The sequence below is a fragment of the Terrabacter aerolatus genome, from assembly GCF_007991735.1.
GTDB lineage: Bacteria > Actinomycetota > Actinomycetes > Actinomycetales > Dermatophilaceae > Terrabacter > Terrabacter aerolatus.
Genome location: NZ_BJYX01000009.1, coordinates 129657 through 155463, shown reverse-complemented (window position 1 = coordinate 155463; position 25807 = coordinate 129657). Strand labels below are relative to the sequence as shown.

Annotated in this window: 17 protein-coding genes; 7 read left to right on the top strand and 10 right to left on the bottom strand. The window is 70.8% G+C overall.

Annotation, left to right across the window (positions count from 1 at the left end; translation table 11 throughout):
- Positions 1–180 precede the first annotated feature (180 nt).
- The 3 genes from glpX (at position 181) to TAE01_RS10640 (ending at position 3977) form a co-directional block, all read left to right on the top strand.
- The gene (glpX, locus tag TAE01_RS10650) at positions 181–1173 is read left to right on the top strand and encodes a class II fructose-bisphosphatase (RefSeq protein ID WP_147066185.1); all 993 of its coding nucleotides are present in this window, start codon (positions 181–183) and stop codon (positions 1171–1173) included.
- A 10-nt stretch (positions 1174–1183) separates the two neighbouring features.
- Positions 1184–2125 carry a carbohydrate kinase family protein gene (locus TAE01_RS10645; RefSeq protein ID WP_147066183.1) on the top strand — a complete coding sequence of 314 codons (942 nt, stop codon included), beginning with the start codon at positions 1184–1186 and terminating at the stop codon, positions 2123–2125.
- Between the two features lie 124 nt (positions 2126–2249).
- A complete protein-coding gene (locus TAE01_RS10640; RefSeq protein WP_147066181.1) occupies positions 2250–3977 on the top strand; it encodes a substrate-binding and VWA domain-containing protein in 1728 nt (575 codons plus the stop codon).
- Positions 3978–4077: 100 nt separating this feature from the next.
- Here the strand turns inward: TAE01_RS10640 and TAE01_RS10635 are convergent, their stop codons facing one another.
- The 3 genes from TAE01_RS10635 to TAE01_RS10625 form a co-directional block, all read right to left on the bottom strand.
- Positions 4078–5007, bottom strand: coding sequence for a carbohydrate ABC transporter permease (locus tag TAE01_RS10635; RefSeq protein WP_246111260.1), 930 nt, complete (start codon positions 5005–5007; stop codon positions 4078–4080).
- The gene (locus tag TAE01_RS10630; RefSeq protein WP_147066179.1) at positions 5004–5987 is read right to left on the bottom strand and encodes a carbohydrate ABC transporter permease; all 984 of its coding nucleotides are present in this window, start codon (positions 5985–5987) and stop codon (positions 5004–5006) included. Before TAE01_RS10630 ends, TAE01_RS10635 begins: the two co-directional genes overlap by 4 nt.
- Before the next feature lie 78 nt (positions 5988–6065).
- The gene (locus TAE01_RS10625; protein ID WP_186815148.1) at positions 6066–7394 is read right to left on the bottom strand and encodes an ABC transporter substrate-binding protein; all 1329 of its coding nucleotides are present in this window, start codon (positions 7392–7394) and stop codon (positions 6066–6068) included.
- Positions 7395–7771: 377 nt separating this feature from the next.
- Between TAE01_RS10625 and TAE01_RS10620 the strand changes: the two genes are divergently transcribed.
- Both TAE01_RS10620 and TAE01_RS10615 read left to right on the top strand, forming a co-directional pair.
- Positions 7772–9484: a fumarate hydratase gene (locus TAE01_RS10620; protein WP_147066174.1), complete on the top strand. Its 1713-nt coding sequence runs from the start codon at positions 7772–7774 to the stop codon at positions 9482–9484.
- Between the two features lie 14 nt (positions 9485–9498).
- The gene (locus TAE01_RS10615; protein ID WP_147066172.1) at positions 9499–10014 is read left to right on the top strand and encodes a beta-class carbonic anhydrase; all 516 of its coding nucleotides are present in this window, start codon (positions 9499–9501) and stop codon (positions 10012–10014) included.
- 70 nt (positions 10015–10084) lie between these two features.
- Here TAE01_RS10615 and TAE01_RS10610 read toward each other — a convergent pair whose 3' ends face one another.
- From TAE01_RS10610 to rplM, 5 genes are all read right to left on the bottom strand, one after another.
- Entirely contained in the window at positions 10085–11284 is a 1200-nt protein-coding gene (locus TAE01_RS10610) for a low temperature requirement protein A (protein WP_222594110.1), read from the bottom strand.
- A gap of 96 nt (positions 11285–11380) precedes the next feature.
- Entirely contained in the window at positions 11381–12727 is a 1347-nt protein-coding gene (gene glmM, locus TAE01_RS10605; RefSeq protein ID WP_147066169.1) for a phosphoglucosamine mutase, read from the bottom strand.
- A gap of 192 nt (positions 12728–12919) precedes the next feature.
- On the bottom strand, positions 12920–15337 hold the full coding sequence (locus tag TAE01_RS10600) for a hypothetical protein (protein ID WP_147066167.1): 2418 nt from the start codon (positions 15335–15337) through the stop codon (positions 12920–12922).
- Between the two features lie 220 nt (positions 15338–15557).
- Complete coding sequence (gene rpsI, locus TAE01_RS10595) at positions 15558–16064, bottom strand: 30S ribosomal protein S9 (RefSeq protein ID WP_147066165.1); 507 nt, start codon at positions 16062–16064, stop codon at positions 15558–15560.
- 35 nt (positions 16065–16099) lie between these two features.
- Positions 16100–16543 carry a 50S ribosomal protein L13 gene (gene rplM / locus TAE01_RS10590; protein ID WP_147066163.1) on the bottom strand — a complete coding sequence of 148 codons (444 nt, stop codon included), beginning with the start codon at positions 16541–16543 and terminating at the stop codon, positions 16100–16102.
- Between the two features lie 260 nt (positions 16544–16803).
- On the opposite strand from rplM, the gene TAE01_RS10585 reads away from it, so the two are divergent.
- Both TAE01_RS10585 and TAE01_RS10580 read left to right on the top strand, forming a co-directional pair.
- Positions 16804–17457 carry a winged helix-turn-helix domain-containing protein gene (locus TAE01_RS10585; RefSeq protein ID WP_147066161.1) on the top strand — a complete coding sequence of 218 codons (654 nt, stop codon included), beginning with the start codon at positions 16804–16806 and terminating at the stop codon, positions 17455–17457.
- Positions 17454–18767, top strand: a complete 1314-nt coding sequence (locus TAE01_RS10580; RefSeq protein WP_147066159.1) for an MFS transporter — start codon at positions 17454–17456, stop codon at positions 18765–18767. Before TAE01_RS10585 ends, TAE01_RS10580 begins: the two co-directional genes overlap by 4 nt.
- 61 nt (positions 18768–18828) lie before the next feature.
- Here the strand turns inward: TAE01_RS10580 and TAE01_RS10575 are convergent, their stop codons facing one another.
- Together TAE01_RS10575 and pulA are read right to left on the bottom strand one after the other, a co-directional pair.
- Positions 18829–19770, bottom strand: a complete 942-nt coding sequence (locus TAE01_RS10575) for an aldo/keto reductase (protein ID WP_147066215.1) — start codon at positions 19768–19770, stop codon at positions 18829–18831.
- Positions 19771–19941: 171 nt separating this feature from the next.
- Positions 19942–25752, bottom strand: a complete 5811-nt coding sequence (pulA, locus tag TAE01_RS10570) for a pullulanase-type alpha-1,6-glucosidase (protein ID WP_147066157.1) — start codon at positions 25750–25752, stop codon at positions 19942–19944.
- Between the last annotated feature and the right edge of the window lie 55 nt (positions 25753–25807).

Sequence of the window (25807 nt, the reverse complement as noted above, 5' to 3'; positions counted from 1 at the left end):
CGCCGGCTCGCCGGCCGCCGGCTCGGTGGCCGGCGTCGGGATGCTCTCTGCCGAGGGTGACGACGGGGTCGTCGGGGTGCTCATGCCCCCATCGTCCCCGACGCCCGGACACGCTCCAAACCCGGGCGGCCTCACCGCTAGGCTGGCGCCGACTCGTTCTGCGCCGACGGAGGACCTTTGATGAAGCACAGCCAGCCGGATCGCAACCTCGCTCTCGAGCTGGTCCGGGTGACCGAGGCAGCAGCCATGGCCGGAGGCCGGTGGGTCGGACGCGGCGAGAAGAACAAGGCCGACGGCGCCGCGGTCGAGGCGATGCGGGCGATGATCTCGACCGTCAGCATGCGTGGCGTCGTCGTCATCGGTGAGGGCGAGAAGGACAACGCGCCGATGCTCTTCAACGGCGAGCAGGTCGGCGACGGCACGGGTCCCGAGGTCGACGTCGCCGTCGACCCCATCGACGGCACGACGCTGACGGCCAAGGGCATGAACAACGCCGTCGCCGTCATGGCGGTCGCCAACCGTGGCGCGATGTACGACCCCTCCGCCGTCTTCTACATGGACAAGATCGCCACCGGCCCCGACGCGGCGGACGTCGTCGACATCCGCCTCCCCGTCGCCGAGAACATCCGGCGCATCGCCAAGGCCAAGCGTGAGACGCCGGCCGACGTCACCGTCGTCATGCTCGACCGCCCGCGCCACGAGGGCCTCGCCGAGCAGATCCGCGCCACCGGCGCCCGCATCCGCTACATCGTCGACGGCGACGTCGCCGGCGCGGTGATGGCCGCGCGACCCGACACCGGCGTCGACCTGCTGCTCGGCATCGGCGGCACGCCCGAGGGCATCATCGCCGCGTGCGCCATCAAGTGCACGGGCGGGGTCATCCAGGGCCGCCTCTGGCCCAAGGACGACGACGAGCGCCAGAAGGCCCTCGATGCCGGGCACGACCTCGACCGGGTGCTGTCCACCGACGACCTCGTCGTCGGCGAGTGCTTCTTCGTCGCCACCGGCATCACCGACGGTGAGCTGCTTCGCGGAGTTCGCTACGGCGCCAAGTCCGCCCGCACCAACTCCCTCGTCATGCGCTCCCGCAGCGGCACCATCCGCACCATCGAGAGCGAGCACCGCTTCGACCGCCCGGGCTGGTTCGGCAGCACCGAGATGATCGAAGCCTGAGGCGCACGACGTGAGCACCCCGAGCGTCCCGGTTCGCACCCTCGTCGTCGGCGAGGCCCTCGTCGATGCCGTCACCACCCCCGCCGGCGACACCGAGGAGCACGTCGGCGGCAGCCCGGCCAACGTCGCCTTCGGCCTGGCGGCGCTCGACCACCCCGTCGACCTCGCCACGTGGATCGCGACCGACGTGCGCGGTCGGCGCATCGAGCAGGTGTGCCGCGAACGGGGCGTCGCCCTCACGGCCGGCTCCCAGGGCGCACCCTTCACCTCCGTCGCCCACGCGACGCTCGACGAGACGGGGGCCGCGAGCTACGTCTTCGACCTCGAGTGGCAGGTGGCCGCGGTCCCCGGCCTGACGGCATACGGCCACGTCCACACGGGGAGCATCGCGGCCGTGCTCGAGCCGGGAGGCAGCCAGGTGCGCGCGATCCTCGTGGCTGCCCGCGAGCTCGGCGCCACCGTCTCCTACGACCCCAACGCCCGGCCGTCGCTCATGGGCCGACCCGAGCTGGCGCGCGAGACCATCGAGGCCTCCATCGCCCTCGCCGACGTCGTGAAGCTGAGCGACGAGGACGTCGAGTGGCTCTGCCCCGGCGAGTCCCTCGACGCGGTCCTGCAGAAGTGGGGAGAGCTCGGTCCCGCCGTCGTCGTCGTGACCCGCGGGGGTGACGGCGCCGTCGTGCGCGTCACGCGGACGGGCGAGCAGCTGGCGCTGCCGGCCCCGACGGTCGACGTGGTCGACACCGTGGGCGCCGGTGACTCGTTCATGGCCGGCCTGGTGTCGGGACTCCTCGACGCCGCACTCCTCGGCGGACCCGAGGCGAGGACCCGGCTGCACGCCGCGGAGCTGTCCGACATCGTGCCCGCGGTGGAGCGCGCACTGCGCGCCGGAGCCCTCACGGTGGAGCGGGCCGGAGCGCACGCGCCGACGCGAAACGCCCTCTCCCACTGACAAATCGGACATTAGACAAGTCGAGACGGGGTCGGGCACCATTCTGCGCGAACCGCGGGTAGTTTTGGCCGGTGGTTCACCCCTGACGCCCCGGTGCTGGGGCGTCCTCATGTGAGGAAACCTCGTGTCCGACCCCACCCCTCCACAGCGCCCGATCGGTCCGTACGAACAGAGTCTTCTCGAGAGCCGCGCCAACCGGAAGGCCCTCGAAGCCCGCATCGCCGCGGCCCGTCGCAACAAGGTCATCGCGACCGTGCTCGGCGTCGTCCTGCTCGCCGGGGCCGGTGTCGGGGGCACGCTCTGGTGGACGAACAGGGACGCAGCCCCCGTGGCCGCGCTCACGTCCACGCCCGGCAAGTCCTGCCCCGACCGCACCCCCGTGTCGCTCTGGGTCTCCGAGGCGGCCCAACCGGCCGTGCTCGCGCTCGCGAAGGAGTACCAGGCCGACCCCAGCTCGCCCTGCGTCGACTACGTCGTCAAGGGCAAGGCGCCCATCGAGGCCATGATCGGACTCGGCCAGGGCCAGCCCGACCGGCCCGACGGCTGGATCCCCGACTCCCCGCGCTGGGTCGAGCGGGTCAACGAGACGGCCAAGCTCAACGCGAAGCCGGCGAGCGCCTTCGCCAAGAGCCCGCTCGTCATCGCCATGGACCCGTCCCAGGCCGCCAAGCTCGAGGGCCAGCCCAAGTGGCTCGACCTCGTCGCCTCCGACAGCCCCATCCGGATGACCGACCCGCGCTCGACGACGGCCGGAATGCTCACCCTCGCCTCCGCGCTGCCCGAGCTGTCCAAGGAGCAGGGGCGCGTCGTCATCCCCAAGCTCGCCAAGGGAGCTGCCGCCTCGGTCGACGACCTCTTCAGCGCCTACGACGCCGATCCCTCGCAGGCCTCGGCGTTCCCGGTCTCGGAGGCCGACCTCATCGACCACAACCGGCTCTACCCCGACCACCGCATGGTCTCCGTGACGCCCAGCGAGGGCACCCCTGCCTTCGAGTTCTCGCTCGTCAACGTCGCCACCGACCCGGTGCGCGACCAGGCCGTCGAGATGCTCCGCGCCTACCTCATGTCGCCCGACGCGGCCAAGGTCTTCGCCCAGTACGGCATCCGCTCGACGGCCGTCCCGGTCACGATGCCCACCCCGCAGGGGAGCGTCGGCGACGTCAGGATCGGCCCGACCCCCGATGCCGACACGGTCACCGCGGCGACCAACGTGTGGCAGTCGGCGACGACCGACTTCTCGCTCCTGTCCGTCTTCGACGTGTCCGGCTCGATGAACGACAAGGTCGGTGACACGACCCGCGTCGCCATCACGCAGGAGGCCGCCGGCATCGCCCTCGCCGCCCTGCCGAAGACGACGAAGCTCGGTCTCTGGATCTTCTCCATCGACAAGGGCGGCAAGGGCCAGGACTGGCGTGAGCTCGCCCCCATCGGGCGACTCGACGACGACTCCCACCGGGCCCTCGTCGCCACGGCGGCAAGCACGCTCGCCAAGAACGTCGGCGGCGGCACGGGTCTCTACGACACGATCTGGGCGGCATACCAGAAGGTCCAGCGCGAGTACGACCCCAACCGCGTCAACGCCGTCGTCATCCTCACGGACGGCCGCAACGACGACCCCCAGGGCATCTCGCTCGAGCAGCTCAAGGCCAACCTCCGGGCCGCGAGCGACCCGAACAAGCCGATCGCCATCACGACGATCGGCATCGGCCCCGACGTCGACCCCATGGCGCTCTCCGAGATCTCGAAGATGACGTACTCCGACTTCTACGCCGCGCCCACCCCGGCCGACATGACGACCGTCCTGGCACGGGCCCTCTTCGACCACGAGTGCAAGAACGGGCGCTGCGTCTGAGACGCACCACGACGACGGAAGGCGGTGACCTCGTCGAGGTCACCGCCTTCCGTCTCCGGCGCCACCCCGGCCACGGCCGTGGGTGGCGCCGTCCTGCTGCTCAGCCCTTGACGGCACCCGAGGTCATGCCCCTGATGAAGTAGCGCTGGAGCGCGAGGAACACGATGATCGGGACGATGATCGTGATGTAGCCCGCCGCAGGGATGAGCTCCCTGCCGGCGCCGGTTTGGCCCTGAAGGCCCTGCAGCGCCACGGTCGCGACGGTGTTGTCGCCGCGGCCGAGGAAGATCAGCGCGACGAGCAGGTCGTTCCAGACCCAGAGGAACTGGAAGATGGCGAAGGACGCGAGCGCCGGCGTCGACATCGGCATGATGAGTCGCCAGAACGTCGTGAAGTGGCTCGCGCCGTCGATCTTGGCCGACTCGATGACCGCCGTCGGCAGTCCGGACATGTAGCTGCGCAGGATGTAGACGGCGAGCGGCATGCCGAAGCCGATGTGGGCCAGCCAGACCGCGATGAACGTGCCGTTGAGACCCAGGCCGGAGTACAGCTTGACGAGGGGCACGAACGCGACCTGGTTGGGCACGACGAGCAGGCCCACGATGATGACGAAGACGACGTCCCGGCCCTTCCACTGCATGAACGTGAAGGAGTACGCCGCGAAGGCGGCGATGAGGATCGGGATGACGGTCGCCGGCAGCGCCACGATGAGGCTGTTGATGAACGCCTGCGACATGGGGATGCCGGCCGAGTCGGACGTCAGTACGGTCGTGTAGTTCGAGATCGTCCACGACGACCCGAACGGGTTGAAGAACGCCGTCCACCACCCGGAGGCGAACTGCTCGTCGCGTGGACGGAACGAGTTGACGAGCATCCCGAGCGCCGGGATCATCCACGCGACGCAGAGGACCAGGAGCCCGACCCGGACCGGCCACGTGGCCGACCCCGCACCGGTGCCCATCTTGCTCTGCTTGAGGATCTGCGGCTCTTCCGCGGGGGTACCGGTCCCCGGCTGGATCGTCGTTGTCATCGTGCTGCCTCCTCGGCCCGGAAGTGACGGACCTGGTAGATCAGGATCGGGATGACGGCGATCAGCAGGATGACGACGATCGCGGCCGCGTAGCCGTTGTTGCCCTGCGTGTAGAGCTCGTCGTAGAAGCGCCGTGCGATGACGTCGGTGTTGTAGGCGCCGTTCGTCGTCACGTAGACGACGTCGAACACCTTCATGACCCCGATGAGCACCGTGATGAAGACGGTGATCACCGTCGGCCAGATCTGCGGGATGATGATGCTGAAGAAGATCCGTCGCTCACCGGCGCCGTCGATGCGTCCGGCCTCGACCGTGTCCTCGGGGACACCCTTGATCGCCGCCGACAGCAGGACCATCGAGTACCCGACCTGCGTCCAGATCAGGATGATCATGAGCAGCAGGCTGTTGAGGTGCAGGGTGTCGGTGCCGTACCAGTAGACCGGGTCCTTGTTGAAGAGCCCGAGGAAGGCGTTGAGCACGCCGGTCTGTGGGGTCCCCTGGGGCTGGTAGTCGTAGATGGTGCGCCAGATCGTCGCCGCGCCGACCATGCTGATGGCCATGGGCAGGAAGATGAAGGTCTTCGCGGTCTTCTCACCGCGCGGCCGGAGGCGGTCGGCGAGCACCGCGACCCCGAGGCCGAGGACCACGGTGAGGGCCGGAACGATGACGATCCACAGGACGTTGTTGAAGAGCACCTGCAGGAACGTCTTGTCGGTCAGGACGTCCACGTAGTTCTTGAAGCCGACGTATGCCGTCGAGTCCTCGTTGGCGAAGCTGTACTGGATCGTGACGATGGCCGGGTAGATGAGGTAGACGGCGATCGCGAGGATCGCCGGCCCGGCGAACATCCAGGGTTTGACCCGGTCCTCCCAGCGGCCCTTGAGCGACTCGGCCAGCTTGTTGAGGATCCAGAAGATGATGATGGCGCCGCCGATGCCCCCCAGGATCGCGATCACTGCGTTGAGGATCTTGATTGCCATGGCACTTCCTCTCTTGTTGGGAGAACGCGCTGTCGACCGCGGGGGCGACCGACTGGTCACCCCCGCGGTCAGGCGGCGTCAGCTACCGGTCTTCGGGAAGCTGGCGTCGATGTTGTCGAGCGTGGTGTTGAGGTCCTGCTGGCCGGAGAGCCACTTCACCGGCTCGGTCCAGAAGGTCCCCGCGCCGACCTTGGCGGGCATGGCGTCGGATCCGTCGAAGCGGGCCGCCGTCGCCTTGTAGAGCACGTCGGCCGCGATCGTCTGGAGCGTCTTGTTCGGCAGGAGCGAGACGTCAGCGGTCTTGTGCGGCGAGAAGGCGCCGTTCTTGGCCTGCTGGGTGCCGTTCTCCTTGCTGGCGATGAAGTTGCGCAGCTTGAGGGTGTTCGGGTCGTTGTTGAACGCGGCCGCGATGTCACCACCGACGAGAACCGGGTTGTCGCTCGCGGTCTTGGACGGGAAGGCGATCGGTGCCGTCTCGGTGTCGAGCTTGGAGATCACCGAGTCGGGGAAGCCGCCCTTGTTGGCCACGAACGTCGCCTGCTTGAACAGGTAGCAGCCGGGGGGCTGGGTGAACAGCGCGTTGCCACCGGTCTGGAAGTTCGTCGCGACGATCGACTTCGTGCCGCCACGGACGTAGCCGTCGCCGAAGGCGATCTTCTGGAAGTACTCCCACGCGGGCTTGATCTCCGGGCTGTTGAACTTCAGCTGCCCCTTGACCCACTTGTCGTAGTTGTCGGCACCGGCGAAGCGCAGGACGAGGTCCTCGATCCAGTCGGTGATCGGCCAACCGGTGGCGGCGCCGGACTCGGCGGCGATGCACCACGGGGTCTTGCCGTCGGCCTTGATCTTCGCCGTGAGCGTCAGGAGGTCGTCGAGCGTCTTGGGGGCCTGGTAGCCGGCGGCCTTGAACGCCGGGGCGTCGGTCCACAGGATGCTCTTGACGCTGACCTCGTTGGGCAGGCCGTAGACCTTGCCGTCGGCGCACGTGCCGGCCTCGACGAAGCCGGGGACGAGCGTCTCCTTGTCGGTCGCGACCGTCGCGTCGTCGTAGGGGATGAGCTTCTTCTGCTTCGCGAGGTCGCACATGAGACCGGGCTGCGGGAAGAGGCCCACGTCAGGAGCGTTGCCGCCCTGGACGCGCGTGCGGATCTCGGTGTCCCACGACGCGGCCTTCGTGAACTTGATGGTGAGCTTGTTCTGCGCCGCCCACGCCGAGACGTCGGCCTTGAAACCGGGCTCGGTGTCGGCCCCGAGGCCGTACATGACCTCGATGGTCGTCTTGCCCGGGCCGCCGGCAGCGGACCCGTTGCTGGTGCTGCCACCCGAGTTCGACGACAGACACCCGGCGGCGAGACCGGCGACGCCGATCCCCACGAGCGCTGTGACGGTTGACCTGCGGTTGATCATGCTTGCTCCTCCTCGGAGGGTTGGGGGCATCGTTGGCCCCGAAGCTGACCGGTCACGCCAGATGCCGGTTTCAACAGGTGCTCGACGTCGCCGTCGGGCCGTGCTGACGAGTCGCTGCTCGTCGTGTCCGTCACTCACACCCAACACCACAAGAGTGACGTGCGCCACAGGTCTGAAAACTTTTGCAGAGTTGTTACACCGTGTGCACCGTCGCGCCCCTCCGTTGCGCCGGCCAGGTGGGGCGCGACCGCTGCGCCGACCGCCTGCCGGGGTCTCCGGCGGACCGATTAGGCTCACAGACGGCGTCGCACCACGGCGGCGCAACCCGGGCGGCACACGCCTTGGGCCCGAGCCCACCAGAGCGCAAGGAGCGTGTCGTGGCCGACTTCGCCTACGAGGACCTGCTGCCGATCGGCGCCGACGAGACGCCCTACCGGCTGCTGACCACCGACGGGGTCCGCGCCGTGGAGGGACCCGGAGGGCGCACCTTCCTCGAGGTCGACCCGGAGGCGCTGCGCGTGCTGACCGAGACGGCGATGCACGACATCGCGCACTACCTGCGCCCCGCCCACCTCCAGCAGCTGCGCAACATCCTCGAGGACGACGAGGCGAGCAACAACGACAAGTTCGTCGCCCTCGACCTGCTCAAGAACGCCAACATCGCCGCCGGTGGCGTGCTGCCGATGTGCCAGGACACGGGCACGGCGATCGTCATGGGCAAGCGCGGCCAGCACGTGCTGACCGGGGGCACCGACGAGAAGGCGATCAGCGAGGGCGTCTTCGACGCCTACACGCGACTCAACCTGCGCTACTCCCAGATGGCGCCGATCACGACGTGGGAGGAGAAGAACACCGGCTCCAACCTGCCGGCCCAGGTCGAGATCTACGCCGACACCCTTCCCGGCCACGAGGCGCAGTACAAGTTCCTCTTCATGGCCAAGGGAGGCGGCTCGGCCAACAAGAGCTACCTCTACCAGGAGACCAAGGCGATCCTCAACGAGGAGGCCATGATGCGCTTCCTCGACGAGAAGCTCCGCTCGCTCGGCACCGCCGCGTGCCCGCCCTACCACCTGGCCATCGTCATCGGCGGCACGAGCGCCGAGTTCGCCCTGAAGACAGCGAAGTACGCGTCGGCGAAGTACCTCGACACGTTGCCCAAGTCGGGCTCCCCGACGGCCCACGGCTTCCGCGACACCCAGCTCGAGGACAAGGTCCTCGAGCTGACCCGCCAGTTCGGCATCGGCGCCCAGTTCGGTGGCAAGTACTTCTGCCACGACGTCAGGGTCGTCCGGCTCCCCCGGCACGGCGCGAGCCTCCCGGTCGCCATCGCCGTCTCCTGCTCGGCCGACCGCCAGGTGCTCGGCAAGATCACCGCCGACGGCGTCTTCATCGAACAGCTCGAGACCGACCCGGCGCGCTTCCTGCCCGACGCCGGCTCGGTCGACCTCGGCGAGCACGAGGACGAGGCCGTCGGCGTCAGCTCGACGAGCCGCAACGTCGTCGTCAAGGTCGACCTCAACCAGCCGATGGACGACATCCTCGCCGAGCTGAGCAGGCACCCGGTCAAGACCCGGCTCTCGCTCACCGGCCCGCTCGTCGTGGCCCGCGACATCGCCCACGCCAAGATCAAGGAACGTCTCGACGCCGGCGAGGAGATGCCGCAGTACCTCAAGGACCACCCGGTCTACTACGCCGGCCCCGCCAAGACGCCCGAGGGTATGCCGTCCGGCTCGTTCGGACCGACCACCGCGGGTCGCATGGACTCCTACGTCGACCAGTTCCAAGCGGCCGGCGGGTCGAAGGTCATGCTGGCCAAGGGCAACCGCAGCAAGCAGGTGACCGACGCCTGCCATGACCACGGGGGCTTCTACCTCGGCTCCATCGGCGGACCCGCGGCGCGGCTCGCCCAGGACTGCATCAAGCACGTCGAGGTCCTCGAGTACGAGGAGCTCGGCATGGAGGCGGTGTGGAAGATCGACGTCGAGGACTTCCCGGCCTTCATCGTCGTCGACGACAAGGGCAACGACTTCTTCGCCGAGGTGAGCAAGCCGATGGCCTTCACCATCTCCAAGCGACCCGGGCTCCAGTGAACGAAGGGAATGTGATGAGCGAGAACGCTTCTGCTGACAAGGGATTCGACGACCTGCTCGCGGCCAACCGTGCCTACGCCGACCGGTTCGACATGGCCGGCTTCGACGGCATCGCCCAGGCCGGCGTGGCGATCGTCACGTGCATGGACTCCCGCATCGACCCGCTGGGCCTCGTCGGCCTCAAGCCGGGCGACGCCAAGATCTTCCGCAACCCGGGTGGCCGAGTCGGCTCCGACGCCCTCGAGGCGCTCGTCCTCGCCACCCACCTGCTCAACGTCGACCGCATCCTCGTGGTGCCCCACACCCGGTGCGCCATGGCGTCCAACAGCGAGGCGGAGCTGCGCGAGCGCGTCGGTGCGAGCGCCGGCGAGGACGCGTCGTGGATGACGTTCCACGCCATCGCCGACCAGGAGCGCGCGCTGCGTGAGGACCTCGCCAGGGTGCGCACCCACCCGCTCATCGCGAAGGGCGTCGAGGTCGCCGGCTTCATCTACGACGTCGACACGGGCCTGCTGCGCGCCGTCGCCTGACGACCCGGCAGACCCCCACCGACGCTCCCCGCTCCCACGCGGCGGACCCGCCGGTGGGGTGAAGGGCCCTTCACCCCACCGGCTGCGCCGTCCCTCCCGCTTCCACCCCGTCGCGCGTGGTCCAGACGTGGTGAGCCACCGCGGTCGCCAGCACGAGACCGGTGGCCAGCACGGTGACGCCCACCGAGGGCGCGGCAGCGCCGACGAGCAGGACCACGCCCCCGACGGCGACGCCGGCACCCGTCTCCCCGGCCCGGGCTCCCGCCATCGAGTGCATGACGGTCAGGCACCAGCCGTAGACCGCGACGGCGCCGGCGAGCGCGAGCCCGACGAACCGCGTCGACGCGTGAGCCTCTCCCTGCACGACGTCCACGCCTGCTGCCAGGGCGGCCCCGGTCGCAGCCACGGACGCGAAGACGAGGTAGTGCCCGTAGCCGGTGACGAAGGTGCTGGCCACCCCGCCCTCGAAGAGGCTCACGCGCTCACGCTTGAAGTAGAGCCACCACATCGAGAAGACGATGAGCAGTCCGCCGGCCACGAGGGTGAGCAGCCCCGACTCGGCCCCTTGGCGCAGCGCGCCCTGGACCGCCTGCACCGCGGCGAGGATGACCTCGCCCATGACGATGATCGTCAGCAGCGCGTAGCGCTCGGCGATGTGGTGGGGGTGGAAGGGTGTGGTGCCGCGGCGCTCGGCGACGAGGGGGACGAGCAGCTCCAGCACGACGAGCGAGAAGAACGACACGAGCAGCACGAAGTGCCCGTGCAGCGCCAGCCGGGCGATCCAGAGCACCTGCACGACGGAGATGCCCGCGGCATACGTCAGCGCCGTGCGGCGACCCTCCGGGTGGCTCGACGCGGCACGCAGCCACATGGCCACCATGGCGAACCGCATGACGGCGTACCCCCCGACGACGAGGCCGGACTGCCCACTGGCGAAGAGCTCGGGAATGCCCGCCGCGAGCATGAGCGACCCACCCATGATCGCGAACGTCAGCAGCCGGTACGGCACGTCGTCGCAGTCGTAGGACGACGCGAACCACGTGTAGTTCATCCACGCCCACCAGATGGCGAAGAAGACCATGACGAAGTTGACGAGGTCGCCCGGCTGTCCCGCGGCGATCCCGTGGTGCCACTGGGCGGCGGCACTGGAGATGGCGACGACGAAGACGAGGTCGAAGAAGAGCTCGAGCGGGGTGGCGACGCGGTGCGGCTCGTGGGGGTCGCGCGGCCGCATGCGGCGTAACAGCGGCACGACGTTGACGTGGCTCACGCACCGAGTCTGCCACCAGCCACGCGCCTCACACGGGCGTTGTCGAGCCCGCGCCTGCCCCCGGGCCGACGGACGGGCGTATGCCGTCCGGCCGGGTCAGAGCGACAGCTCGGCCTGCACGACCCCGACGAGGCGGTCGGCGAGGCTGCGGGCCTGGTCGCCGTCGGCGGCCTCGACCATGACCCGGACCACCGGCTCGGTGCCGGACTTGCGCAGCAGCACCCGCCCGGTCTCGCCGAGCTCACCCTCGGCGGCGCGGACGGCGTCGGCCACCGCGGCGTTGGCGTCGAGGGCCGACTTGTCGACGTCCTTGACGTTGACGAGCACCTGCGGGAAGTGCGTCATGATGCCGGCGAGGTCGGCGAGCGTGCGTCCGGTGGCGGCGACCCGCGAGGCCAGCATGAGTCCCGTGAGGGTCCCGTCACCCGTCGTGCCGTGGTCGAGCATGACGACGTGCCCCGACTGCTCACCGCCGAGGGAGTAGCCGCCGTCCTTCATCCCCTCGAGGACGTAGCGGTCGCCGACGGCGGTCTGCAGCACCGTGATGCCGGCGCCGCCGAGGGCCTGGATCATCCCCAGGTTGGACATGACGGTCGCCACGAGCGTGTCGCCGCGCAGCACGCCCTGCTCCTTCATGGCGAGCGCGAGGATCGCCATGATCTGGTCGCCGTCGACCTCGCGCCCGTCGGCGTCCACGGCGAGGCACCGGTCCGCGTCGCCGTCGAGGGCGATGCCGAAGTCGGCACCGGTCGCGACGACCGTCTCCTTGAGGTGCTCGGTGTGGGTCGAGCCGTAGCCGTCGTTGATGTTGAGGCCGTCGGGCTCGCCACCGATGACGGTGACCCGGGCCCCCGCCTCGCGGAACGCGCGGGGCGCGACCTCCGAGGCGGCCCCGTGCGCGGCGTCGACGACGACGTGCAGCCCCTCGAGCCGGTGCGGAAGGGTGGCCAGCAGGTGGGAGACGTAGCGGTCGGCGCCGTCGGCGAGCGGCGTGATGCGGCCGACGTCTCCGCCGGTGGGCCGCTGCCAGTCGTCGCGCAGCCGGGCCTCGATGCGGTCCTCGAGGTCGTCGGCCAGCTTGTGGCCGCCGCGGGCGAAGAACTTGATGCCGTTGTCGGGCATCGGGTTGTGCGACGCCGAGAGCATGGCTCCGAGGTCGGCGTCCTGCTCGGCCACGAGGTAGGCGATGGCGGGCGTGGGCAGCACGCCGGCGTCGCGCACGTCGATGCCCGCCGACGCGAGGCCGGCCACCGTCGCGGCGGCGAGGAACTCACCGGAGGCGCGCGGGTCGCGCCCGACGACGGCCACGGGACGGTGCCCGTTGAAGGCACCCACCTCGCCGAGCACGTGAGCGGCCGCCACGGAGAGGTCGAGCGCGAGCTCTGCGGTGATGTCCTTGTTCGCCACACCACGGACGCCGTCCGTGCCGAAGAGTCGAGCCACGCGTGTTCTGCCTTCCCGAGGGGTGCGACCGAGGGTGCCGGGTCGCAGATCTGCTCGCACGACCATACCGCCCGAGCCGCGGACCGGCGCCTCGGCGGGCCTCCGGCCGGGCCTCAGGACGGCGCCGGAGGGGTTGTCAGGACGGGCTCGGTCGCGTCGTCGACGGGCTCGGGACGGGCTCGGGACGCGTCGTCAGGGCGCCGGCGTCCGGAGTCGCGCGAGCCAGACGCCGTCCTGGTGCATCACGACGTCGGTGAGCGTCGCGAGCGACGGGGAGACGGCGCCCGACCGCTCGTCGGCCACGATCCAGCGGATCCCGCGCTCTCGGTAGGCCGCGTCGAGCATCGCCCGGGTGGGAGAGGTGACGAGCGCCAGCTCGGCGTCGAGGCGTGGCTGGTCCCAGAAGGGCGCGTAGAAGTAGGGCACGCCGACCTCCGAGGCCGTCTGGAGCATCCGGGGTGCGTACCCGTAGCCGGAGACGTCGGTGCGCAGGCCCGAGAGCGCGACGACCGAGAAGTCGCGGTTGTCGCGGTAGCCGGCCGGGGTCCGCCCGTTCCAGATGCGGTTGGTCGCGACGACGTCGTCGGGATCGGCGTGCTGGCGGAGGTACTGACCTGCCGCATAGAGCGAGGGGCTGACCGCCGGCCTCGGCTCGGCCTTGCCCTTCATCGGGCCCGGCGCCGCCGAGACGGGCGCTCCGGGCGTGACGCCGATCTTGAGGGCCGGGACCAGGGCGAGCAGGCCGATGGCCAGTGCGGCCAGCGCCAGCAGCCCACCCCACGAGCCGGCCCGCGGCTGCTCGCGCCGAAGGGTTCGCGCTCCCCATGCGAGCGTGACGACGACCAGGAGCACCCCGACGAGGAGCAGCGTCGGCGAGGCCCACTGCCACGCCAGCGTCCGCGCGCCGGGCGCACCCGGCGCGCCGACGGCCGGGGACACCCGCGGCGCCGCGCCAGGCTGACGCATCGCCTGCCACACGAGTCCACCGACGACCGTGGTGACGACGAGCACGACCGGGACGAGCAGGCCCCGGCCGCGGGCGAGCAGGCCCTGCCCCCCGGGAAGGCCGTCGGCCCCGGCGAGCGCCTCGTGGACGAAGAGGCCGGCGCCGGCGCCGGAGAGGGCCAGACCGATCGGGAGGGCGGCCGCCGCGAAGTAGTACTGGCTGGCGCTGGGGTGGGTGAGGCTCAGCACTGCGACGAGGCCGCCGACGAGCACGCCCAGGCCGATCCAGCCGGCAGGCTCCGACGGCCGTCGCCTCAGCAGGACGAGCAGGCCGGCGCACGGGAGCAGCATGGGCAGCCAGCGGCGGACGAAGGTGACGCCGGCCGCGACGGCCTCGGCGCTGTTGCCGACGGCCCGGGTGCCGTAGACCTGCTTCGCCGAGTCGCCGGGCCAGGCGAGCAGGTCGAGGCGCAGACCGTAGGAACCGGGGTAGATGAAGGCCAGGGCCAGCGCGACGACGACGAGCAGGCCGACGATCGAGCCGCCGTGGAGCAGCAGGGTGCGCCCCCGGCCGGCACGACCGCGACCGGCCACGAGGTACGCAAGACCGGCGAGGCCGACGCCGCAGACGATGACGGGGACCTGGGCGGACTTCGCCCCGGCGGCCCCGGCGGCGAAGAACGGCAGCAGCCACAGCGGGACGGCCCGGTCGAGCGGGCTGCGACGCAGCAGCGCGACGAGGCCGCCGGTCAGGGCGAGGCCCAGCACCCAGCCGAGCGTCGCCGTGGGGCTCAGCTGCCAGTAGTTGCCGAGCACGGCCAGCGGCCCCTGGGCCCACGGGTCGGCGGAGAACGGCCGGACGAGCGAGACCGCGACGGCGGCCCCGAGACCGCCCGTCCAGTGCCCGGTCACCTGCGCACCCACAGCCGCCGCGAGCAGCGCCAGCAGGACGACGAGCGTCGACGGGAGCAGCCGGCTCACGACGTCGAGGTCGTGCAGCCCCGAACCGCCGAGCTGGGCGGCGAGGGCGTGGAAGAACCAGTGGTACCCGAGGGGCTCACCGGCGACCATGGGGTAGCTCGGGTCGAGGCTGCGACGCGCCTCTCCGGTGAGCGCAGTCTGGTACAGCAGGTCCTGGTGGAAGGCCTGGAACCGCGCCGTCGGCTCCGGCGCGTTGACCGCGAGCCCGTAGACCCACATCCAGCGCACCGTCAGCAGGGTGGTGGCGGCGAGAGCGACCCACGCCCCGAGGGGCCACCGCGTGCCCTCCCCCGGCACCCCGACGAGACGTCGCCGCGTGGCGGGCACCGCGAGGAGCACCACGGCCACCGCCGGCCCGACCACGAGGCTGGGCATCGAGACCCCGACGAGGTGTCCGACGAGCCAGGTCAGCAGCGCGACCACGATCCCGGCGGGACCGGCCCAGCCGAGGTCGGTCGCGTTCGAGCCGGCGCCGTGCACGCACCGCACCAGCGCCCAGCCGGGGAGGAGCACTCCGGCCCCGACCACGGCCAGCCACCAGGTCACGACGCCGGGGTCGCTGCTCGTGGTGGTCCACGCGACGGCCAGCCCGCCGGCGGACAGCAGGAGCACGAGGAGGGGGCCGAGGAACGCCGTCAGGCCGCCCGTCCCCCGCCGCGCGGCCGCCCCCGTCGTCACCTGCATGCCGTCAAGGGTGCCACGAGGACCTGCGGATCCGTCCCTCCGGTCCGGTCGCGTCCCGGTCGCGTCCCGTCGCGTCCCGTCGCGTCCCGTCGCGTCCGGTCGCGGCCGCCCACGACGGCGAGCGCCCGGGACCCGGCCACCCGGCATACGCCCCCCGAGGACGGCGAAGGCCCCCGAGCAGTGCTCGGGGGCCTTCGCGTGTCCGGCTGGGGCAGCCAGGTCAGCGCTTGCTGTACTGGGGAGCCTTGCGGGCCTTCTTGAGACCGGCCTTCTTGCGCTCCGGGACGCGGGGGTCACGGGTGAGGAAGCCGGCCTTCTTGAGGGCGGGACGGTTGAGCTCCTCGTCGATCCCGTTGAGGGAGCGGGCGACGCCGAGGCGCACCGCGCCGGCCTGGCCGGAGGGGCCACCGCCGTGCACGCGGACGAGCACGTCGTACGAGCCGTCGAGCTCGAGGAGCGTCAGCGGCTCCTTGACGATCTGCTGGTGCACCTTGTTGGGGAAGTACGCGTCGAGCGTGCGGCCGTTGATCTTCCACTCGCCGGTGCCGGGGACGATGCGCACGCGGGCGATGGCCTGCTTGCGACGGCCGGTGGCGGCGCCGGGGGTCGAGACCTCGCGGGCGCGCTTGGGCTCGCCGAGGGCGGAGTCGGACGAGGACTCGCTGGTGTACTCGGTCAGCTCGGGCTCGTCGGTGTCGAGGACGTCCTCGTTCACGATGTCAGTCACGTGTCTTGTCGCTTTCTACGCAGCAGCCGCGGGGCTTACTGCGCCACCTGGGTGATCTCGAAGGGGACGGGCTGCTGGGCCGAGTGCGGGTGCTCGGCACCGCGGTAGACCTTGAGCTTGGAGAGCTGCTGGCGGGCCAGCGAGTTCTTCGGCAGCATGCCGCGGATGGCCTTCTCGACGGCCTTCTCGGGGCTCTGCGCGAGCAGCTCGGTGTAGGAGGTCGACCGCAGACCGCCCGGGAAGCCCGAGTGGCGGTAGGCCCGCTTCTGCTCGAGCTTGGCGCCGGTGAGGGCGACCTTCTCGGCGTTGATGATGATGACGAAGTCACCGGTGTCGACGTGGGGCGCGAACTGCGGCTTGTGCTTGCCCCGGAGCAGGACAGCGGCCTGGCTCGCGAGACGGCCGAGCACGACGTCGGTCGCGTCGATGACGTGCCACGTGCGAGTGACCTCGCCGGGCTTCGGGGTGTACGTGCGCAATGGAGTCTGCCTTCGCTTGGTGAAGATGGTGGAGCCGTGAATGCCGCTGGGCTCGGTCCGCGTCGCCCGACCCCGTGGGGGGTTGATGGGTTCGCCTGACGGCCCGGTGCACAACTTCATCCATGTTACGGGGTGGGCGTCCGGCGCCCAAATCCCGCTTCGAGGACCCCGAAAGTGCCTCTGACCTGCGGTGACACCGCTTCGTGGCTGCCGTGCAGAAGTCTTGTGCACATGAAGTATGCAAAGGTAATGTGCACACTATGGCTGCATCCGACACCTCCCCCACCTCCGCGTCGCCCTCGGGGAGCGCCCCCGCCGACGACCACGAGAACGTCTGGCTCACCCCCGAGAGCCTGCGCGTGCTGGCCCACCCGCTGCGCTCGCGCCTGCTCGGGGCCCTGCGGCGTGGCGGGCCGGCCACGGCCACCGATCTCGCCGCCGCGCTCGGCACCAACTCCGGTGCGACGAGCTACCACCTGCGCAAGCTCGAGTCCGTCGGGCTCGTGCACGACACCGAGGAGGGTGAGGGCAAGCGCCGGCTGTGGCGCGCCAGCTCGGAGTACCACTCCTGGCACCCGAGCGACTTCGAGGGCGACGAGGACTCCGAGACCGCGCTCAACTGGCTGACCCGCGACTACGCCCGCCACTTCAGCGAGCAGTACGACAAGTGGCTCGACGTCTCCACGACGTGGCCCACGACCTGGCAGGACGCGTGCGGCTCGAGCGACGCCTCGGTGCTCGTGACGGCCGAGTCGCTCGAGGCGATGCGCGAGGAGATGTGGGACCTCATCGAGCGCTACCGCCGGGTCGGGCAGGGCAACCCGCAGGCCCGCCGGATCGCGGTCTACGCCTTCGCCTACCCACTGGACCTCGACCGTCCGCCGACCGACACCTCCCGGGGGTCGTCCCGATGACCGGCACGCGGTCGCCTGCCGTCGTGACACCCCGCGCCGCGCGCCGCGTCTTCCTCACCCTGACCTTCACCCGATGGTTCCCGGTCGGGCTCGTCGTCGGGCTGCTCACGCTGTGGCAGCTCGAGCGCGGCCTGTCGGTCGCCCAGGCCATGACCATCTCGTCGGCCTCGGGGCTGACGATCTTCGTGCTCGAGCTGCCGACGAGCGGCTTCGCCGACGCCTTCGGGCGCCGGCCGGTCTTCGTCGTCTCGGCGGTCGTCAACGTCGTGGCGAGCGGCATCCTGCTCGTCGCCCACTCGTTCTGGGCGTTCCTCACGGCGGCCGTGCTCACGGGGATCTTCAGGGCTCTCGACTCCGGGCCGCTCGAGGCGTGGTTCGTCGACACCGTCCATGCGACCGCCCCCGGTGCCGACGTGGACGGCTCGCTCGCCGCCCAGGGCACCGTGCTCGGAGTCGGCATCGCCGCCGGAGCCCTGGTCTCCGGCGGCCTCGTGTGGTGGCACCCCTTCTCCGGCACCTCGGCACTCGTGCTGCCCGTCGCCGTCTTCGTCACCCTCAACGTGGTGCACCTGCTGGCCGTGCTGGCGCTGCTGCGCGAGCCTCGCTCGACCGAGCACCTCGACACCTCGGGAGCGCGGCGAGCACTGACCTCGGCCAAGGAGTCCCCGACCGTCGTGCGCGAGGGGCTCGGCATGCTCCGCGACAACGCGGTGCTGCGCGGCCTCGTCACCGTCGAGCTGTTCTGGTCGGTCGCGATGATCGTCTTCGAGACGTTCCAGCCGATCCGGCTCGCCGAGCTCGTCGGCGGTGAGGAGCGGGCCGGGGCCATCATGGGCCCGGTCGCCGCGGCGGGATGGGCGGTCTTCGCGGTCGGCGCGGCCCTCGCCGGGTGGTCGAGCCGCCGCATCGGCGTGGCCCGGACCGCGATCGTGGCCCGCGTCCTCAACGGGGCCGGTGCCGTCGTCATGGGGCTCGTGGCCGGACCGGCAGCCCTCGTCGCCGCCTACGGCGTGACCTACCTGCTGCACGGGTCGGCCGGGCCGATGCACTCGGCGCTGCTGCACCGCGAGGCCCGGTCCCGCAACCGGGCCACCGTGCTGTCGATGAACTCCATGGTGGCCTCGGTCGCCTTCGGCGTGGCCGCTCCCCTGCTCGGGCTGCTCGCCGAGCGCACCTCGACGCAGGTCGCCATGGTGACGGCCGGTGGCTTCAGCATCGCGGGAGCCTGGTTCTACCGCCGCGCCCTGCGCGCCGAGAGGCGGCACGCCACCCTCCCCCGGACCAACGCCCCGGTCGTCCCCGTCGAGTGAGCGTCCCCGCCGGGCCGGCGCGCGTAGCGTCCAGCCCGGCGCCGGGGTCGTCAGCCGCTAGCTAGCGGGCGGGGGTCGTGACCTCGTCGAGCGCCGCGAGGTCCGAGACGCTCGGCTGCCACGACCCGGCCCGCACGTTGTCGAGCACCTGCTCGGGCGTGGTGGCACCGGCGATGACGGACGCCACGGCCGGCTGGGCTGCCAGGCCGCCGATCGCCACGTCGACGAGTCGCAGGTCGCGCTCGGCGGCATACCCCTCGAGGCGCTCGATGGTGTCCCAGTCCGCCGCGTCGAGGCGGTCCGCCATCGAGGCGAGGCGCGTGCCGTGGGGCGCGTCCTGCCCGCGACGGTACTTGCCCGTCAGCAGCCCCGAGGCGAGTGGGAAGAACGGCAGCAGACCCACCCCGACGTGCTCACAGGCCGGGACGAGCTCCTCCTCGACGTCGCGCTCGAGGAGGGAGTACTCGTTCTGGGCCGACACGAAGCGCTCGGTGCCGGCCCCGCGGGCCGTCCAGTCGGCGTCGACGACCTGCCAGCCGGTGAGGTTGCTGCTGCCGATGTAGCGCACCTTGCCCTCGCGGACGAGCTCGTCGAGCGCTGAGAGGGTCTCGCCGATCGGGGTGTGCGGGTCGGGACGGTGCAGCTGGTACAGGTCGATCCAGTCCGTGCCCAGGCGCCGGAGGCTCGCCTCGACCGCGGTGCGCACGTAGCGACGTGAGCCACGAACTCCCCAGTCGGGCCCGTTGGCACCCTGCATGTCCATGCCGAACTTCGTTGCCACCACGACGTGCTCGCGTCGCTTGCCGAGTGCCGCGCCGAGCAGCTCCTCGCTCGCGCCGAGGCCGTAGATGTCGGCCGTGTCGAAGAGCGTCACTCCCGCGTCGATCGCCGCGTTGACGACGGCCGTCGTCCCCTCCTGGTCGAGGCGGCGCCCGAAGTTGTTGCAGCCGAGGCCGACCGTCGAGACGGTCAGGCCGCTGTCGCCGAGCTGCCGATAGGTCATGTCGTCCGTCGCACGTGTCGTCACCGGACCAACGTATGCCGCGAGGCGGCCTCGCGACAGGTCGGGCCGGTTCGTGCGGGCGCCCCGGGGCGGACCGGGCGCGCAGACGCCCTCGGCGGCCCGGGGATCTCCGGGCGCCGAGGGCGTCTGCGGGACGGTGCGCGCCGGCCGTCAGTTCGGCTGGACGAAGACCGCGACGGTGCGAGCCGGGACCGAGAAGGACCCGCCTGCCGCGTCGTAGGCGGCCTGCTTGACGATGCTGTCGGCGCCGTTCGCCTGGACCGGGCTCAGGGTGACCGGACCGGTGAGCCCCGGCACCTTCTGCGACACGGCGTTCGGCGTCGCGTTGAAGACGACGACGACGCCGCGCAGGGCGGGATCGACGTCCGTGCCCTTGGTGTCGTCGATCCGCATGACGATGACACCCTGCTTGGCATCGGCCGTCCCCGAGACGGGGAACGACACCTTGGCGTCGATGGCGGCCGCGTTGCCCAGGCGGAACAGCTTGGTGCTGAAGCGCAGTCGCAGCAGGTCCTGCGACATCGCGTCCGCGGTGCGCACGTCGGCCGCCGTCGGCTTGAGCGCCGGGTTGGCGAGCAGCGGCTTCATGAACGGCCACTTGGCGGAGTTCTGCGCCTCGGGCGGCAGGCCGTGGCCGAAGCCGTTGTCGGCACCGGTCCAGTCGAGGCGGTTGAACCAGTCGCCACTGTCGTAGGAGTCCCGGTTCATCGACTTGCTGCGGAGCAGGTCGGCGCCCGCGTGCCAGAACGACGGCGTCTGCGCCAGTGCGGTCGTCGCCAGCGACAGGGTGTTCATGCGCACCCGGTCCTGCATCGACGTCGCGACGGGCAGCTTGTAGGTCAGCGAGTCGAAGAGCGTCTCGTTGTCGTGCGCGTCGACGTAGCTGACGACCTCGTCGGGCTGGTCGGCGTAGCCCGCCGGCGACCCGTTGTAGTCGACCTGGGTCCCGTTGACGACCGTGCCGGACTTCTGGCTGCGGAACGTGAACGACTTGAGGTTTCCGGCCAGCCCCAGCTGGACGAGGTCGGTGTCGCTGCCGAGACGCGTGGCCGCGTCGGCGTTGACGGCCGCACCGTTCGGGTCGGTGGCCTCGCCGGAGCCGAAGCCCTGGACGCGCGGGTCCTCGTCGAACGGTCCGCCGCCCCGCACCGCGTCGCGCAGGCGGTCGGAGAAGGTGCCGATGCCGGTGCCCCCGAGCTGGCCCTGGGTCGCCTGGACGAAGAGCTTGTTGTTCGCGACCTCGCCGAAGTTCCACCCCTCGCCGTAGAGGTACATCGACGCACCGTCGACACCGTCCTTCTGCAGCGTCAGCGCGTCGAGGGCCGACCGCACCGCCAGCATGTTGGCGCGACTGGCGTGGCCCATGAGATCGAAGCGGAAGCCGTCCACGTGGTAGTTGCGCGCCCACGACACGACCGAGTCGACCATGAGCTTCTCGGCCATGGCGTGCTCGGTGGCGACGTTCTGGCAGCACGTGGAGGTCTCGACCGCACCGTTCGCGTCGAGACGCTGGTAGTAGCCGGGCACGACCTTGTCGAGGACCGACTTGTCGGCCTGTCCCGACGCGGCGGTGTGGTTGAACACCTGGTCGAGCACGACCCGCAGGCCGTCCTGGTGCAGGACCCCGACCATGGTGCGGAACTCGGCCACGCGGGAGCCGCCGTCGGCGGCCTTGGCGCTGGAGGCGTAGGCCCCGTCGGGCGCGCTGTAGTGGTAGGGGTCGTAGCCCCAGTTGAAGGCGTCCTTCGCGGCGACGGCGCCGACGCACTTCTGCTGCTCCGCGCTGTCCGGCGCGTAGGAGGCCAGGTCGCACTGGGGCGTCGCCTGCTTGGCCGGGTCCTCCTCGATGGAGGCGATGTCGAAGCTCGGCAGCAGGTGCACGGTGTTGAGGCCGGCCTTGGCCAGAGCCTTGAGGTGCGCCCGACCGTCACCGTCGGCGGCGAAGGCGAGGTAGCTTCCGCGCTGGGCAGCCGGGACCTTGGAGTCGGACATCGAGTAGTCGCGGATGTGCAGCTCGTAGATCGTCGAGTCGACGTCCTGCGCCAGCTTCGGCGACGGAGTGGTGCGCCACGTCGTGGGCATGAAGGCCGGGTCCCTCAGGTCGACGGCCACCGAACGGGTCGAGTTGAGCGTCAGGGCCACCGAGCTGGGGTCGGTGACGACGTTCGTCTCCACCTTGCCGGTCGTCGGCGCCCAGACCTTGACCTCGTAGAGGTAGCGCGCGTTGCGGGCCGAGGCCCCGAGCGACGCGGTCCACGCACCCGACGCCCGGTCCCGTGACATGACGGTCCGCGTGGCCGTGGCGACCGGCTGGTCGGCGCTGCCGGCGGGCCACGTCAGCAGCGTCACCTGCTGGGCGGTCGGCGCCCACAGCGAGAAGCCGACGCGACCCGAGCCCGAGAAGCTGACGCCGTAGGAGCGGGTGCGGGCCGACGCGGCATACAGCGCGTCGAGCGCGATGGCCGTCTGGGCGCCTGTGGCATCGAGCAGCGACCCGTTCGAGTCGTACATGGCCACGGCGACCTGGCCCTGGAGGATCTGCGGCATCTGACGCGCGGTCGCCTTGTCGGTGCGCAGCGCGACGTAGCCCTTGAGCTCCGGGTGGGCCGCCACGAGCGAGGCCGGCAGACCGGCCGGGTCACGGGTCAGGGTCGCGACCGACCCTCCCGTCACCGCCTCGGCGTCGACGGCGAGTCCACCGTCGGCCGACCAGTGCAGGCGCCAGCCCAGCGTCGCGGGGTCGGCGCCCGCGGGCAGGGCGGAGGCCGGCCAGGCGACGAGTCCGTCACCGACGACGTACGCCTTCGACTTCGTCAGGTCGGGGGCAGCCCCGGCCTTGGACGTCTTGACGGAGACCTCGTGGGTCGATGCCTTGTAGCTGATGGTCGTCAGCACGCCGTCGGACGGCACCGAGAAGGCGACGTTGTTCGACGGGTACGACTCGTTCCAGCTCAGGCCGACCGCGACCTTGAACTCGTAGCTGCCGGCAGGGATCTGGTCGGTCGTGAACGTGTAGGTGCCGTCACCGTCGGGGTCCTGCAGCCACGAGCGCATGCAGTCCGGAGCCCAGTCCCCGGGGCAGCCGAGCTTGCTCTGGAAGCTGCCGGGCGCGGTGATGATCGGCCCCTGGGCGTCGCTCGTCACCCAGTGCGTGCGGTGGTCGTAGTAGAAGCTGACGGGCTTGCCGGCAGGTGCGGTGTAGGCGATGTTGCCGGCCCCCTTGCCGCCTCCGACGCCGTAGTTCTCGTCCCACGACTTGTTGATCGCGGCCTTGTACTCGTAGTCGCCGGCCGGGATGGAGCTGTAGGTGCCCTTCCAGATCTCGTCCTTGGGGTCGAAGGTGAGCTGGGCCTGGGAGCAGTCCGGCTGCCAGTCGCCCGAGCAGCCCATCTCGGAGTTGTGGCTGCCGGGGACGCTGACGTTGGCGGGCTGCGTGACCGGGCCGACCCCGCCACCGGAGCCACCACCACCAGCCGTCGTCGGTTCGCCGACGATGCCGTAGGTGGAGGTCGCGGACACGTGGCCGGCGATGTCCCTGGCCACCATGCGGTACTCGACGAGGGTGCCCTTGGCGAGGCCCGACACGTCGTGGAAGACGCGGTAGGGGGCGTTGTCGTCGGTGCCGATCGGGGTCCAGGTGGTCGTGCCGACCGGGCGCTGGAGGAAGCTTACCTCGGCGAACGAGTTGCCGGGCAGGGCCGCGCCGATCTCCGCACGGCCGCCCACGACACCCCCCGCACTCGGGGACGTCGGGAAGATCGCGGGAGCCGACTTCGGCTGTGCCATCGTGGAGTTCGCGCGGTAGACCGCGACGGACAGGGGCGGGACGGTGACCGTGACCCGGCCGTCGGCAGCCGCTCGGAGGTCGGACGTCGCGCCGAGCAACGGGACGAACTTCGAGCCCGCCGAGTAGGTGGAGAACGTCGCGCTCTTGGCCGTCGTCGCATTGTTGGCCACGACGACGTACTCGCGCTTGGCCGCCTTGTCGATGCGGCTGATGGCGTAGATGCCGGCCGCGTCGGAGGCGTAGCGGTGCACCTGGGCGCCGTCGGCGAGGGCCGGGTTGTCGGCGCGGAGCGCGGAGAGCTGCTTGATCGCGCGGTAGAGCGGGGCCGAGGTGTCGTAGTGGGCGTCGGTCCCGGCGAGCTTGTCGCTGCCGACGATGACGTCGTCCTTGTAGATGGGGGTCTGGGTGGCGAACATGTCCTGGCGGGCACGCTTGTCGCCGAAGTCGCTCGTCGGCCCGGTGAAGCCCTGCTCGTCGCCGTAGTAGACCACCGGCTGGCCGCGGGTGAGGAACATCAGCGACGTGGCGAGGCGGTCGCGCGAGAGCAGGTCGTCGCCCTTCGCGCCGCCCGCGAGGAGCATCGCGCCGACGCGGCCCATGTCGTGGTTGCCGAGGAAGGTCGGCAGCTCGTAGGCGTTGGAGTCGGTGTCGGTGTAGTAGTCGTCGCCGGCGAAGAGGTCGCGGATCCCCGTTGTCGCCTTGCCCTGCGCGAAGCCGAGGGCCGCGCCCTGGAAGCCGAAGTCGAGCGTGGCGGGCAGCTTGCCCTGGGTCGTGAACTGGCTCGTGTAGCTCGGGTTGCCGTCGTAGACCTCGCCGAACATGAAGAAGTTCTTCTTGCCGGTCGCGGCGGCGTGGTCGAGGATCGCCGGCGAGAACGCCTGCCAGAACTGCATGTTGACGTGCTTGACCGTGTCGATGCGGAAGCCGTCGACGCCGAAGTCGACCCACGACCTGTAGATGTCCTCCATGCCCGAGACGACCTCGGGGTTCTCGGTGAAGAGGTCGTCGAGACCGGAGAAGTCGCCGTACGTGGCCGACTCGCCGGCATACGTCGAGTCACCGCGGTTGTGGTAGAGCGTCGGGTCGTTGAGCCACGCCGGGACCTTGACGTCCTTGTCGGCGTCGGCGACCTTCGGCACGTAGGGGAACGAGCTCGCCGCCGACATCGCGGGGAAGCAGTCGGGCACGGTCGCGCCGCCCGTGCAGGCAGGCTTGCCCGCGACGGCGGCATCGTCGAACACGTGGCCCTGGGCGTCCTTGTAGGGGCTCGTCGCCTTGCTGACGTAGGAGTACTTGCCGCCCTCGTAGGAGATGACGTCGGCGGTGTGGTTGGTGATGATGTCGAAGTAGACCTTCATCCCCTTGGCGTGGGCGGCCGCGATGAGGGTCTTCATGTCGGCGTTCGTGCCCAGGTGCGGGTCGATCTGCGTGAAGTCCGTGATCCAGTAGCCGTGGTAGCCCGCGCTCGCGTCGGACCCGCTCCCCTGGACCGCGCGGTTCTTGAACGACGGCGTGAGCCAGATGGCGGTCGTGCCGAGGCCCTTGATGTAGTCGAGCTTGTTGGTCAGGCCCTTGAGGTCACCACCGTGGTAGAAACCCTCGTTCGTGGGGTCGAAGCCCGTCGAGAGGGGGCCTCCGGTCAGGCCGCCCCTGTCGTTGGCCGTGTCGCCGTTGGCGAAACGGTCGGCCATGACGAAGTAGAAGCGCTCCTTCGTCGCGAGGCGGCGCAGCGAGGGGGTCGCGAGGGCACTGTCGGCCGGGGTCGCGGCGCCGGGCAGGTCGGTGGGGGCGACCCCGACGGCGTGCGTCGTGTCGTCGTAGGTGAAGTGCAACGTGGCCGGACCGGCCAGCACGAGCGGGATGTTGCCGCTCCCCTGGCCGTAGCTCTCGCCCCACGAGTGGTTGATGGCGACCTTGAGCTCGTAGCTGCCCGCCGGGAGCCGGAAGTCCGCGGCATACGTCGTCGTGCCCGGCTGGAGCGCGAGGTCGGTCTTCGTGCAGTCGGGCTGCCAGTCGGCGCTGCAGCCGAGCTCGTCCTGCAGGGACCCGACGAGGGTCGCCGTGCGCGGGGCCTCGGCCGCCCGGGCGGTCGGGGCCCCTGCCAGCGGGACGGCCACACCGGCCAGGACGAGGGCCGAGATACTGGCGACGGACAGGGCCGGGCGACGGCGCATGCGCACTCCTTTGTGGGCTCGGTCGCTCACGCCCGTGTCTGGACGCTCGACCACC